The 12,491-nt window shown below is 58.9% G+C and carries 9 protein-coding genes; 6 read left to right on the forward strand and 3 right to left on the reverse strand.

Annotation, left to right across the window (positions count from 1 at the left end; all coding sequences use genetic code 11):
* On the forward strand, positions 1-1,384 hold a 1,384-nt coding region (locus tag ACM6JQ_RS23265), incomplete at its 5' end, for a calcium-binding protein (RefSeq protein WP_414894740.1).
* A 171-nt stretch (positions 1,385-1,555) separates the two neighbouring features.
* Here the strand turns inward: ACM6JQ_RS23265 and ACM6JQ_RS23270 are convergent.
* Positions 1,556-4,450: a ribonucleoside-diphosphate reductase subunit alpha gene (locus tag ACM6JQ_RS23270; protein ID WP_095114529.1), complete on the reverse strand. Its 2,895-nt coding sequence runs from the start codon at positions 4,448-4,450 to the stop codon at positions 1,556-1,558.
* An 877-nt stretch (positions 4,451-5,327) separates the two neighbouring features.
* Here ACM6JQ_RS23270 and ACM6JQ_RS23275 point away from each other — a divergent pair.
* Positions 5,328-6,050: a response regulator gene (locus tag ACM6JQ_RS23275; protein WP_414894741.1), complete on the forward strand. Its 723-nt coding sequence runs from the start codon at positions 5,328-5,330 to the stop codon at positions 6,048-6,050.
* Positions 6,047-7,657 carry an ATP-binding protein gene (locus ACM6JQ_RS23280; RefSeq protein WP_007917529.1) on the forward strand — a complete coding sequence of 537 codons (1,611 nt, stop codon included), beginning with the start codon at positions 6,047-6,049 and terminating at the stop codon, positions 7,655-7,657. The genes ACM6JQ_RS23275 and ACM6JQ_RS23280 overlap by 4 nt, the downstream gene beginning before the upstream one ends.
* A gap of 71 nt (positions 7,658-7,728) precedes the next feature.
* On the opposite strand, the gene ACM6JQ_RS23285 is transcribed toward ACM6JQ_RS23280, so the two are convergent.
* Positions 7,729-8,454, reverse strand: a complete 726-nt coding sequence (locus tag ACM6JQ_RS23285) for a 4'-phosphopantetheinyl transferase family protein (protein WP_007917528.1) — start codon at positions 8,452-8,454, stop codon at positions 7,729-7,731.
* Between the two features lie 150 nt (positions 8,455-8,604).
* The gene (locus tag ACM6JQ_RS23290) at positions 8,605-9,396 is read right to left on the reverse strand and encodes a dienelactone hydrolase family protein (RefSeq protein WP_007917527.1); all 792 of its coding nucleotides are present in this window, start codon (positions 9,394-9,396) and stop codon (positions 8,605-8,607) included.
* 143 nt (positions 9,397-9,539) lie between these two features.
* Here ACM6JQ_RS23290 and ACM6JQ_RS23295 point away from each other — a divergent pair, with 143 nt between their 5' ends.
* The 3 genes from ACM6JQ_RS23295 to ACM6JQ_RS23305 all read left to right on the forward strand — a co-directional run bounded on the left by ACM6JQ_RS23295 (position 9,540) and on the right by ACM6JQ_RS23305 (position 12,312).
* Positions 9,540-10,142 carry a membrane protein gene (locus ACM6JQ_RS23295; RefSeq protein ID WP_007917526.1) on the forward strand — a complete coding sequence of 201 codons (603 nt, stop codon included), beginning with the start codon at positions 9,540-9,542 and terminating at the stop codon, positions 10,140-10,142.
* A 149-nt stretch (positions 10,143-10,291) separates the two neighbouring features.
* Positions 10,292-10,969, forward strand: coding sequence for a response regulator transcription factor (locus ACM6JQ_RS23300; RefSeq protein WP_007917525.1), 678 nt, complete (start codon positions 10,292-10,294; stop codon positions 10,967-10,969).
* The gene (locus ACM6JQ_RS23305) at positions 10,966-12,312 is read left to right on the forward strand and encodes an ATP-binding protein (RefSeq protein WP_038367433.1); all 1,347 of its coding nucleotides are present in this window, start codon (positions 10,966-10,968) and stop codon (positions 12,310-12,312) included. The genes ACM6JQ_RS23300 and ACM6JQ_RS23305 overlap by 4 nt, the downstream gene beginning before the upstream one ends.
* Positions 12,313-12,491 lie beyond the last annotated feature (179 nt).

Genomic DNA, 12,491 nt, shown 5'->3' on the forward strand with positions numbered 1-12,491 from the left:
TAACCAAAATACCTACCGATTGAGCGTGGAAATCGAGCGCCTGAACTTCACCGGGACTGGCAATTTCACTGCATACGGCAATGCTTCCGACAACATCATCACGGGCGGGGCTGGCGATGACACGCTGTTCGGTGGTGCAGGGGCGGACCAACTCATTGGTGGAGATGGTTTTGATACGGTCAGTTATGCCGATGCCGACAAGGGCGTGAGCATCAATACTAAAACGGGGATCCACACCGGAATTGCTGCCGGCGATGTTTACACCAATATTGAAGCGATCATTGGTTCGAACTTTGGTGATGCGTTTGTCGGGGATGCGGGAGTCAATCGCTTCAACGGTGGTAGTGGTATGGATTTGGTGAGTTTTGCCAGCGAAACTGCGGGTATCACCCTGGATTTGGGGGCGCCTGTTTTCACCGGGGCTGCCGCTGGCGATATTTACACGTCGATCGAAATATTCCAGGGCACGGCGCAGGCCGACAGCTTTACCGGCAGCGCGGCAGGGGCGGAGAATTTCGTCGGTGGCGCTGGTGCGGATCTATTGACGGGGGTTGGTCGAGGTGATGGCGCTTGGTACTTGACCAGTACTGGTGGCGTTCAGATCAACTTGTTGGATGGCACAGTCGCAGGAGGCGACGCTCAAGGTGACGTGTTGATCAACATCGATAACCTGATGGGATCGGCATTCAATGACACGCTGACTGGCAACGCCTATTCGAACAAGCTTGAGGGTGGTGCGGGTAACGACATTATCTACGGCGGCGAGGGTGATGATTTTATTTACGGCTATACGGTCACTGATATCGGCGCTTTCGGGCCAACAGCTATCAGTGGTGTCCAGGCTGATACGCTCTACGGCGGTAACGGCAATGACACCATGCGTAGTGCCGATAACGATACTGGCAGTGTTCTTTATGGTGAGGCAGGCAACGACAACATCACCGTGTCGGCCGGGATTGCCTATGGTGGTGACGGCAACGATACCTTGACGGGTACCGGTTACGGCTATGAACTCCAGGGTGGTGCAGGTTTTGATACGTTGAACTTGCGCGGCTCGGGTGATGCCTTGGGCGGTGAGGGTGGTGATGCCTATGTCGTGTACTCGAAAACCATGGTAGGCATTCAGGACACAGGCACATCGGGGGTTGATACCGTCACCCTCAAGAACATTCAGAGTGTCAGTGATGTGCGGATCGTCCAGAACGATCTTGGCGCCTACGTCTTCAATGCCGCCGATCTGCAAAGCGGCAACTTGGACTCCGGCGTGTTCCTGAAGGACTGGTACAAGGGCGGTAATACCATTGAAACCTTTTTCACCAACAACGGTGAGTCCTTCACCATTCCTGTCGTAGGACAGGCGATGTCCGAGTCATTCGCAGTCTGACAAAGGCGTTGCATGCATAAAAACGGCGAAGCCTGCATTCAGGTTTCGCCGTTTTTTTTGCTTCAATATTTACTCCAGACAAAAGAAAACCCCCGACACACCAGAAGTCTGTCGGGGGTTTCTTTTGCCCGGAGAGTATCAGGCGTCTCGCAACGCCTGATTCAGCTCAGCTTATTGGCAAGCTTCGCAATCCGGCTCGTCGATCGCGCAAGCCTTTGGCACTGGAGCAGGACCGGCAGGTGCTGCCAGAACCGAATCGTCGCCGTGGTTGCCGCCGCTGGAAACAGCGTTCAGCTTGCCGGTGTTGATGGTCGACTTCTCGGTGCTGGTCGCGGCCAGGGCACGGAGGTAGTAAGTGGTTTTCAGACCACGGTACCAGGCCATGCGGTAGGTCACGTCGAGCTTCTTGCCCGATGCGCCGGCGATGTACAGGTTCAGCGACTGGGCCTGGTCGATCCACTTCTGACGACGGCTGGCCGCGTCAACGATCCACTTGGTGTCCACTTCGAACGCGGTCGCGTAGAGCTCTTTGAGTTCTTGCGGGATGCGCTCGATCTGCTGAACCGAACCGTCGTAGTACTTCAGGTCGTTGATCATGACCGAGTCCCACAGACCGCGAGCCTTGAGGTCGCGAACCAGGTACGGGTTGATCACGGTGAATTCGCCCGACAGGTTCGATTTCACATACAGGTTCTGGTAGGTCGGTTCGATCGACTGCGAGACGCCAGTGATGTTGGCGATGGTCGCGGTCGGTGCGATGGCCATGATGTTCGAGTTACGAATGCCTTTTTGTACACGGGCGCGAACCGGTGCCCAGTCGAGGGTTTCGTTCAGGTCGACATCGATGTACTTCTGGCCACGGGCTTCGATCAGGATCTGTTGCGAATCCAGCGGCAGGATGCCTTTGGACCACAGCGAACCCTGGAACGTCTCGTATGCGCCGCGCTCGTCAGCCAGGTCGCAGGAAGCCTGGATCGCGTAGTAGCTGACCGCTTCCATCGACTTGTCGGCGAACTCGACGGCAGCGTCGGAACCGTAAGGAATGTGCTGCAGGTACAAAGCGTCCTGGAAGCCCATGATGCCCAGACCGACCGGACGGTGCTTGAAGTTGGAGTTCTTCGCTTGTGGCACCGAGTAGTAGTTGATGTCGATAACGTTATCGAGCATGCGTACAGCGGTGTTCACGGTGCGTTCCAGCTTGGCGGTGTCCAGCTTGCCGTTGACGATGTGGTTCGGCAGGTTGATCGAGCCCAGGTTGCAAACGGCGATCTCGTCCTTGTTGGTGTTCAAGGTGATCTCGGTGCACAGGTTCGAGCTGTGAACCACGCCGACGTGCTGCTGCGGGCTACGCAGGTTGCACGGGTCTTTGAAAGTCAGCCATGGGTGGCCGGTTTCAAACAGCATGGAGAGCATTTTGCGCCACAGGTCTTTGGCCTGGATGGTCTTGAACAGTTTGACCTTGCCTGGGTATTCGGTCAGCGCTTCGTAGTACTCGTAGCGCTCTTCGAAGGCTTTACCGGTCAGGTCGTGCAGGTCCGGCACTTCGGATGGCGAGAACAGGGTCCACTTGCCGTCATCGAAGACACGCTTCATGAACAGGTCAGGGATCCAGTTGGCAGTGTTCATGTCGTGGGTACGACGACGATCATCACCGGTGTTCTTGCGCAGTTCGATGAACTCTTCGATGTCCATGTGCCAGGTTTCCAGGTAGGCACACACAGCGCCTTTGCGCTTGCCACCCTGGTTAACGGCAACGGCGGTGTCGTTCACCACTTTCAGGAACGGAACCACGCCTTGCGACTTGCCGTTGGTGCCCTTGATGTACGAACCCAGAGCACGCACCGGCGTCCAGTCGTTGCCCAGGCCGCCAGCGAATTTCGACAACATGGCGTTGTCGTGGATCGCGTGGTAGATGCCCGACAGGTCATCCGGCACGGTGGTCAGGTAGCAGCTCGACAGCTGTGGACGCAGGGTACCGGCGTTGAACAGGGTCGGGGTCGACGACATGTAGTCGAAGGACGACAGCAGGTTGTAGAACTCGATCGCACGGTCTTCTTTCTGCTTCTCTTCGATCGCCAGGCCCATGGCCACGCGCATGAAGAAGATCTGCGGCAGTTCGAAACGCACGCCATCCTTGTGGATGAAGTAACGGTCGTACAGGGTTTGCAGACCCAGGTAGGTGAATTGCTGATCACGCTCGTGGTTGATCGCCTTGCCCAGTTTTTCCAGGTCGAAGGAGGCCAGCACAGGGTTCAGCAGTTCGAACTCGATACCTTTGGCGATGTAAGCCGGCAGCGCCTTGGCGTACAGGTCGACCATTTCGTGGTGAGTGGCGCTTTCGGCCACACCGAGGAAGCCCAGGCCTTCGGCACGCAGGGTGTCCATCAGCAGGCGGGCGGTGACGAACGAGTAGTTCGGCTCACGCTCGACCAGGGTACGGGCGGTCATCACCAGCGCGGTGTTGACGTCGGTCAGGGCCACGCCGTCGTAGAGGTTTTTCAGGGTTTCGCGCTGGATCAGGTCGCCGTCGACTTCTTCCAGACCTTCGCAGGCTTCGGTGACGATGGTGTTCAGACGACCCATGTCCAGCGGCGCCAGGCTACCGTCGGCACGGGTGATGCGGATCGACGGGTGAGCGTTGACCGCTTCTTCGGCCGGTGCGTGGGCAGCGCGCTCTTTCGAACGACCGTCACGGTAGATCACGTAGTCGCGAGCGACTTTCTGCTCGCCGGCACGCATCAGGGCCAGTTCGACCTGGTCCTGGATTTCTTCGATGTGGATGGTGCCGCCCGATGGCATGCGACGCTTGAAGGTTGCAGTGACCTGTTCGGTCAGGCGCGCAACAGTGTCGTGGATTCGCGACGAAGCGGCAGCGGTGCCGCCTTCAACTGCGAGGAACGCTTTGGTGATAGCGACGGTGATCTTGTCATCGGTGTAAGGAACGACAGTGCCATTGCGCTTGATCACGCGCAGTTGACCAGGCGCGGTGGCTGCCAGATCCGAATTCGAATCGGCGGCCTGCGGCAAGGTGCCCTGCGGGTTCTCGCGAGTTGTGTCGGTTTGCATGGGTGTCTCCACGTTCTCTATGTTTGTTTGGGCACCATCACGGTGCCCACCGTTCCGTCCTGAAGCACTACAACCGGCACGCGCCGGGCATAACGACTTCGGGACAGTTCAGGAAGAGGGCCTTGTGAGCGCCGCTTCCATGCCGAAGTCTTCGGTTCACGCGATACGCGTATCACCGCATTCCTTTCGGGGAGCAGTTTCGCCACTGCAACACCCGTACCGTAAACACCGTGATCGGCGCAAAAACGGTAGCCATCCGCAGGCGCGGTTTGGGCTTTCGAAAATACGTTTGGTTCAACCAGACAATGGCAATAAAAAGCCTTGAATTCACTGCCGGGTTTGTGTTTGGTTTTTTAGCGTCAAACCCTACATGTAGGGTTTTTTTGCGCTCGGGCTACAAGATAATGCGTTTCAGGGGGGGATTGCAACGTACTACCTGTGGATAAGCCTGTGCGTAAATTGTGTAAGAAACTTCGAAAATGCGTGTAGGCCGCGAACCTGCTGAGCTAGACCGTCTGTCACTGTTTTTTCACCGGGAAAAACGCTTCAGCGGATTTTTAAGGGCGCGAACCCTATCACAAAAAACCGCCTTGTCCGAACGCATTTACCGACTTGTGTTCTGGCTGTACGCCGTTTATACAATCGGCTCATGCGCAGGCATTGTTATCCTCCAGAAACATGACAAAAGGACGGGAGGATCACGCTAAATATCGCGTACCTCTGTAGGAGCTGCCGAAGGCTGCGATCTTTTGATCCTGATCTTGAAAAGCAAGATCAAAAGATCGCAGCCTCGTTTCACTCGACAGCTCCTACAGGGATTGTGTGTCTGGGCAATCGCCTTCCTTTTATCAATAACAATAGAAAGTAGAGGTCACCGGTGGAGCAACAAGCCTTTCAGGTATTGATCGTCGAGGATGACCAGCGATTGGCCGAACTGACGCGCGACTACCTGCAAGCCAATGGACTGCGCGTGGACATCGAAGGTAACGGTGCGTTGGCGGCGGCGCGGATCATCAAGGAGCAGCCGGATCTGGTGATCCTCGACCTGATGCTGCCCGGCGAAGATGGCCTGAGCATTTGCCGCAAGGTGCGTAATCAGTATGACGGGCCGATTCTGATGCTCACTGCGCGCACCGACGATGCCGATCAGATCCAGGGGCTTGACCTCGGTGCCGACGATTACGTGTGCAAACCGGTGCGCCCACGGCTGTTGCTGGCGCGAATCCAGGCGTTGCTGCGCCGCAGCGACACACCCGAACCGGTCACCGAGAAATCCCGTCGTCTGCAATTTGGTCCGTTGGTGGTCGACGACGCCTTGCGCGAGGCGTGGCTGAGCGACAATGGCATCGAACTGACCAGCGCCGAATTCGATCTGCTCTGGCTGCTGGTGTCCAACGCCGGGCGCATTCTGTCGCGCGAAGAAATTTTCACCGCACTGCGCGGCATCGGCTATGACGGTCAGGACCGTTCGATCGATGTGCGCATTTCGCGCATTCGCCCGAAAATCGGTGACGACCCCGACCATCCGCGCCTGATCAAGACCATCCGCAGCAAAGGTTATCTGTTCGTGCCTGAAGCCTGCGTAGATCTGCCGCTGTGAACTCGATCTTCCTGCGCATCTACGGCGGCATGTGCGCAGCGATCATTCTGGTGGCGGTGCTCGGCGTGCTGGCGCTCAACCTGCTCAATCAGGTGCGCAGCGAGCAATATCGCGAGCGGCTGGCCCACGGCACATTCTCGCTGATGGCCGGCAATCTGCAACCGATGAACGAAACCGAGCGCCATCGCGCGTTGCTGGTGTGGGAGCGGTTGCTGGGGATTCCGCTGGCGCTGAAGAAGTTTGCCGAGACCGATCTCGATCTGTCCCAGCGCACCCGCGTACAGCGTGGTCAGGCGCTGGTCGAGCAGACCGGGCCGCACGCGGCGAAAGTCTATCGAATGGTCAGCGACAAAGAGCAACTGGTGCTGGTGGGGGAAGTGCAGCAGATCAGCGAACAACTGGCCCGCGCGACCATTTACCTGCTGGCCGATGAACTGGTGCGCGTACCGGTCGGCGAACAGCCCAAGCGCCTCGCGCAGATAAAGGAAGAAAAGGGTTTCGGTTTCGATCTGCGCCTGGTCACGGTGAATGATGCCGACATGGACGAAGACCAGAGCCGCCGCGTGGCCGAAGGCGACACCGTCATGGCGCTGGGCAAGGGCGGCGATTCGATCCGCGTCTTTGCCGGCATGGTCGGCACGCCGTGGGTGCTGGAGATCGGCCCGCTGTATCAGATGAACCCGTATCCGCCGGAATGGCTGGTGCTGATTGCTGCACTCGGCCTGACCCTGATCGGCCTTATCGTTTATTTGTTGGTGCGTCAGCTCGAACGCCGTTTGCGTGGCCTCGAAGCGGCGGCCACGCGGATTGCCAAGGGCAGCCTGGAAACCCGTGTGCCAGCGCGCGGTGCTGACTCGGTCGGGCGTCTGGCGTCGGCGTTTAATGGCATGGCTGAGCACTTGCAACAGCTGCTGGCGATTCAGCGCGAACTGGTGCGCGCGGTGTCCCATGAATTGCGCACACCGGTGGCACGCCTGCGTTTCGGCCTGGAGATGATCGGTTCGGCAACCACGCCGCAAGCGCTGGAAAAGTACCGTGAAGGCATGGATCACGACATCGAAGACCTCGATAAGCTGGTCGATGAAATGCTCACCTATGCGCGGCTGGAACAGGGTTCGCCGGCGCTGACCTTCCAGCGCATCGATCTCGATGCACTGGTCAATCAGGTGATCGAGGAACTGGCGCCGTTACGCGCCGAGGTCACCGTGCAGCGTGGTTTGTGCCTGTCTGCTGCGGATAACGATGATGCCTGGGTCGAAGCCGAGCCGCGCTATCTGCACCGGGCGCTGCAGAATCTGGTGAGCAACGCGATGCGCCACGCCCGTTCGAACGTGACGGTGAGTTATCAGGTCGGGCAATTGCGCTGTCGCGTCGACGTCGAGGACGACGGTCCGGGTGTGCCGGAGGTCGCGTGGGAGCGGATTTTTACCCCGTTTCTGCGTCTGGACGACAGCCGTACGCGGGCGTCGGGCGGGCATGGTCTGGGCTTGTCGATTGTGCGGCGGATCATTCACTGGCATGACGGCCGGGCGATCATTGGCAAGAGCAAGAGTCTGGGTGGGGCGTGTTTCAGCCTGAGTTGGCCGAGGAATCAGGAGCGCCGCTAGGTATTTGCGGTGATTGTGCTGGCCCCATCGCTGGCTTGCCAGCGATGAGGCCCGGACAGGCGCTAAAGATTTCAGGCGTGGATACTGACCAGACTCAACAACTGCCCATCCTGCACCCCGAACTGCGCCTCCAGTTCAGTGCCGTTGCGCCACTCGGCAGACAAGTCCGTCAACAACCGCAACCGGACTTCACCGGCCTCAGTCCATTCCAGCACTTCAGCATGCTCGAAATAAAAGCGCTGCTGCACGATCGGATACAGCGCCTTGAACAGACTTTCTTTCACCGAAAACGTCAGTGTCACCAGCAACGCCAACTGATCTCGCGAGGCGGCCGTCATGCGCTGCATTTCAGGTGGCGTCAGAATCTCCCCGGCCAGACGCTCGGCACGTTCGGTACTCAGCAGATTTTCCAGATCCATTCCCAGCCCGCGCCAGTGTCGTTTGTTGGCAACAATTGCCGCCGCACGACCGGTGCTGTGGGTGATCGAGCCGCAGATATGTGCCGGCCATATCGGCGCGCGGTCTTCACCAATCGCTGGGACAACGCTGCTGCCTTCCAATTGCCGCAACGCCGCGCGGGCGCAAATACGCCCGGCGAGGAATTCCGCCTGCCGCTTGGCCACCGAACGCTGAATGCTCGGCGGTGCTACCACGGCACTGCGCTGAAAGTCATCGCCGAGCAGTCGGGCCGGATCGAAGTGGGTGCTGAGCAGCACGGTGTCGGCCAATACCGTCGGCAACGGCCAGTGGCTGTCGAGTGCGGTGCAGCAGGCGGGCAGGGCGGGGGTGAGATTCATGGCGGGCATTTTGCCGGTTAGTCGCGGCAAGGTCGAGATCGGTGGTGCGGCTTTCGCGAGCAGGCTCGCTCCCACACTGGATCTATGCCGCCCAGAAGATCCTCTGTGGCAGCGAGCCTGCTCGCGAAGGCCGCGCCTCGGTGTTCCTGTTCAGCTAAAGATTTTCTGCAAGAACGCTTTCATGTCCGCCCAGGATTTTTCATCCGCTGCCTTGTTGTACCCGATGTCCGGGCCACCGTGCTCGCCATGGCTGAGGCGATCGGCATCCGGATTGGTGAAGCCATGCTTGGCACCGTCAAGGCTGACAAATTTATAGTCAGCACCGGCCTTGTCCATTTCCGCTTTGAACGCCGTGACATTGTCGGCAGTGACCATGCTGTCTAGCGCACCGTGCTCGACCAGAATCTTCGCTTTCACACTGCCGGGCGTCGCCGGGGTTTTGGTCGCCAGCGCGCCGTGGAAACTCACCACGCCCGCCAACGGTTCACCTTGCCGCGCGGCGTTGAGCACCACGCCACCGCCGAAGCAGTAACCGATAGCGGCGATTTTGTTGGCGTCGGTCTGCGGCTGCTGCTTCAGCAAATTCAGCCCGGCCTCAAAGCGCTTGCTGGAAGCCGCCGCATCCTGAGTCGCTGCCTGCATGAACGCCATCGCGTCTTTGGGGTGTTCGGTGTTCTTGCCTTCGCCGTACATATCGATCGCCAACGCGCTGTAGCCGAGTGCGGCGAGATCGCGTGCGCGGCGTTTGGCGTAATCGTTCAGGCCCCACCATTCGTGCACTACGACGACACCCGGACGTTTGCCTTTGATGGCGTCGTCATAGGCGTAGTAGCCGATCAGCTTTGTGCCATCGGCGCTTTGATAGGGGATTTCCTCGGTCTTGATCGCTGCCTGAGTGAGGCTGCTGACGGCCAGCAAAATGAGGGCAAGGAACAGGCGCATGGTCGGATCTCCTGACAATAAACGGTCAAATCAGCCTAGTTCATTTGGTTCAGGTCGGGTTCAGAGACGGTTCAGGGGCGGTACAGGGGAAGGTCAGTAACCTTGCGCCATACCCAAACAGCACTGTGAAAGAGGAAATACCCATGACTTTTAACAAACTGTTGCTGGCATTGACCGTAATGAGCGCCAGTATCGCGGCCCAGGCCGACACCACTTCGAACTTCGCCGGCCTGTCCTTCGGCCAGACCAGTGACAAGATCAACAAATCCAACTCGCTGAACAACAACCTCGACCACCCGAACGCCACTGGCGCCATCGACGGCAACAACACCTACGGCGTCCGCCTCGGTCAGCAAAACAGCCAGGGTCGCTACTACGCCACCTACGACAACGTGTCCGGTTCGCACAATGGCATTAAACTGCGTCAGGAAAACCTGTTGGGCAGCTACGATCTGTTCTACCCGGTGGGTGGCAGCACCAAGCTGTTCGGTGGCGCGACGGCGGGTTTGACCAAGCTGACTCAGGACTCGCCGAGCTACAGCCGCGACAGTGACATCGGTTATGCGGTTGGCGGCCAGTTCGGTGTGTTGCAGCAAGTCTCGCAGAACACCTCGGTCGAACTTGGTTACCGTTACCTGCGCAGCAACGCCAGCACTGAAATGAAAGAGAGCGGCGGCAGCAAGCAAGGCTCGCTGGATTTGACCAGCAGCGCCCAGACTTACCTGTCGGCCAACTACAATTTCTAAGGAGTTGCCAGCAGGTTCAATGTGGGAGCGAGCCTGCTCGCGAAAGCGCCGGTTCAGTCGATGAGAGGTCGACTGAGCCATCGCCTTCGCGAGCAGGCTCGCTCCCACAGGTGTGTGACTGGAGATTCTGATTTGCCCGGGAGAGTGTTATGAAACTGTTGGTCGTCGAAGATGAAGCGCTCTTGCGCCATCACCTGCAAACCCGCCTGACGGAAAGTGGCCACGTGGTCGAGTCCGTGGCCAATGCCGAGGAGGCGCTGTACCAGACCGGACAGTTCAACTTTGACCTGGCGGTGATCGATCTCGGCCTGCCGGGCATGGGCGGTCTCGACCTGATTCGCCAGTTGCGCGCGGGCGGCAAGACCTTCCCGATCCTCATCCTCACCGCGCGCGGCAACTGGCAGGACAAGGTCGAAGGCCTCGCCGCCGGCGCCGACGATTACGTGGTCAAGCCGTTCCAGTTCGAAGAACTCGACGCGCGTCTGAATGCCTTGCTGCGCCGTTCCAGCGGGTTCACTCAGTCGACCATCGTTGCCGGCCCGCTGCTGCTCGACCTCAATCGCAAACAGGCGAGCCTCGACGAACAACCGCTGGCGCTGACCGCCTACGAGTACCGCATCCTCGAATACCTAATGCGTCATCACCAGCAAGTGGTGCCCAAGGATCGCTTGATGGAGCAGCTCTATCCGGACGACGACGAGCGCGATCCGAATGTCATCGAAGTGCTGGTCGGCCGTCTGCGGCGCAAACTCGAAGGGCCGGCCGGGTTCAAGCCGATCGACACCGTGCGCGGCCTCGGCTACCTGTTCAATGAGCGCTGCACTTGATTCGTTCTCTTCGCGTTCGCTTGATGCTCGCCGCCACGACGTTGGCGGTGTTGTTCATGCTCGCTTTGCTGCCGGCGATGCAAGGCGCGTTCAGCCTGGCGCTGCAAGACTCGATCGAGCAGCGGCTGGCCTCGGACGTCACTACGCTGATTTCTGCCGCGCGCATTGAAAACGGTCGGTTGGTGATGCCGACGCAACTGCCGGATGAGCGTTTCAACCTCACCGATTTCCGTTTGCTCGGCTATATCTACGATCGCGAGGGGCATCTGGTCTGGCGCTCGAAAGCCACCCAGGAAGAGCAGATCAACTACAAACCGCGCTACGACGGGCTCGGTAATGAGTTCGCGCGGATCCGCGAAAGCAATGGCCAGGAATTCTTCGTCTATGACGTCGAAGTCAAACTGCTCGGCGGCAAAAGCGCGGCGTTCAGCATCGTCGCCCTGCAACCGGTGCGCGAGTACGAAACCACCCTCGAAGGCCTGCGCGAAAATCTCTATCTAGGCTTCGGCGCGGCATTACTGGTATTGCTGGCGCTGTTGTGGATCGGCCTGACCTGGGGCCTCAAAGCGCTGCGCCGGCTCAGTCAGGAACTCGACGAAATCGAAGGCGGCACCCGTGAAAGCCTCACCGAACAACATCCACGTGAACTGCTGCGCCTGACCGGCTCGCTCAACCGTTTGCTGCACAGCGAGCGCCAGCAGCGCAGTCGTTATCGCGATTCCCTCGATGATCTGGCGCACAGCCTGAAAACGCCGTTGGCGGTGTTGCAAGGGGTTAGCGAGGACATGGCCCAGCGTCCCGAAGAACGCGATCAAGCGTGGGTGCTGCAGAGTCAGATCGAACGCATGAGCCAGCAGATCAGCTATCAACTGCAACGGGCCAGTTTGCGCAAAAGCGGACTGGTGCGACATCAGGTGCGCTTGCAACCGGTGCTGAAAAGCCTGTGCGACACCCTCGACAAGGTGTACCGCGACAAGCATGTCCGTGTGGCATTCGATCTGCCTGAACACTGTTATGTGCCGATCGAGCAGGGCGCGTTGCTGGAGATGATGGGCAACTTGCTGGAAAACGCTTATCGCCTGTGTCTGGGCGAAGTGCGTATCAGCGTGCGTGAGACTCTGGCCGGGATTGAACTGTGCGTCGAAGATGACGGCCCCGGTGTGCCGCCGGATCAGCGTGCGCGGATCCTCGAGCGTGGTGAACGCCTGGATGCCCAGCATCCGGGGCAAGGGATCGGGTTGGCGGTGGTCAAGGATATTATCGAAAGCTACAACGCCAAACTCGCGCTGGGGGATTCGCCGATGGGTGGGGCGGCGTTCAGGATTCATTTTCCGGCGGTGTGATTGGGAGTTGCCCTCTCCCAGAAGGAGAGGGGACTGACCGAAGTGTCTTTGGAAAATTATCGACCTGAGCGATTTGCAGCGAATATGGATTCAATAGAGAGCTTGCAGGTCGGCGTATTTACCGAGTATCCCCCAATCAGTCCCCTCTCCCCCCGAGAGAGGATTAGGGTGAGGGGCTT

Origin of the sequence: Pseudomonas sp. IT-232MI5 (assembly GCF_949767845.1) — a bacterium.
Lineage (GTDB): Bacteria > Pseudomonadota > Gammaproteobacteria > Pseudomonadales > Pseudomonadaceae > Aquipseudomonas.

Coding starts and splice junctions, on each gene's coding strand:
- ACM6JQ_RS23270 (WP_095114529.1), bottom strand. CDS start 4,450: ATGCAAACCGACACAACTCGCGAGAACCCGCAGGGCACCTTGCCGCAG.
- ACM6JQ_RS23290 (WP_007917527.1), bottom strand. CDS start 9,396: ATGCGCCTGTTCCTTGCCCTCATTTTGCTGGCCGTCAGCAGCCTCACT.
- ACM6JQ_RS23285 (WP_007917528.1), bottom strand. CDS start 8,454: ATGAATCTCACCCCCGCCCTGCCCGCCTGCTGCACCGCACTCGACAGC.
- ACM6JQ_RS23300 (WP_007917525.1), top strand. CDS start 10,292: ATGAAACTGTTGGTCGTCGAAGATGAAGCGCTCTTGCGCCATCACCTG.
- ACM6JQ_RS23295 (WP_007917526.1), top strand. CDS start 9,540: ATGACTTTTAACAAACTGTTGCTGGCATTGACCGTAATGAGCGCCAGT.